A 368-nucleotide genomic window follows, 5' to 3' on the forward strand; every position below is an offset into this window, starting at 1 on the left:
CTTTAGCTGCTTAATAACTGAATTATAGTAAGTTCAAGCCTAGGCGCACAAGGTGCGCAAGCTAAATGTCTCCGGAAAGCCTTGGTTTATGGCGTTCTTTTTTGAGGCATCGTAAAAATAAACTAAGGTGTTATTTTGCTTTGATGTAACACCAAGATTTAAAAGCTAAGTTTTAAGTAGGTTGTTTTTTGCCAGCTTATTACCTAAAATTAAGTTAAAACTAAACGTGTAGAAAGCCCTTTGGTTACTTGTTTGGACCCGAGTTCGAATCTCGGCGACTCCACATAAAAAAGAGAACAACTTTTATAGTTGTTCTCTTTTTTTTTAAAATATAAAATTTAAATTTTTAAAATTAACATTTGTTAATA

General features: G+C 32.1%; 1 other RNA gene. It reads left to right on the forward strand.

The annotated features are described in order from the left end of the window. Positions 1–286, forward strand: a transfer-messenger RNA (tmRNA) gene (gene ssrA, locus FUA24_RS23695); the annotation flags it as partial. Positions 287–368: the final 82 nt, after the last annotated feature.

The organism is Seonamhaeicola marinus (genome assembly GCF_008085455.1).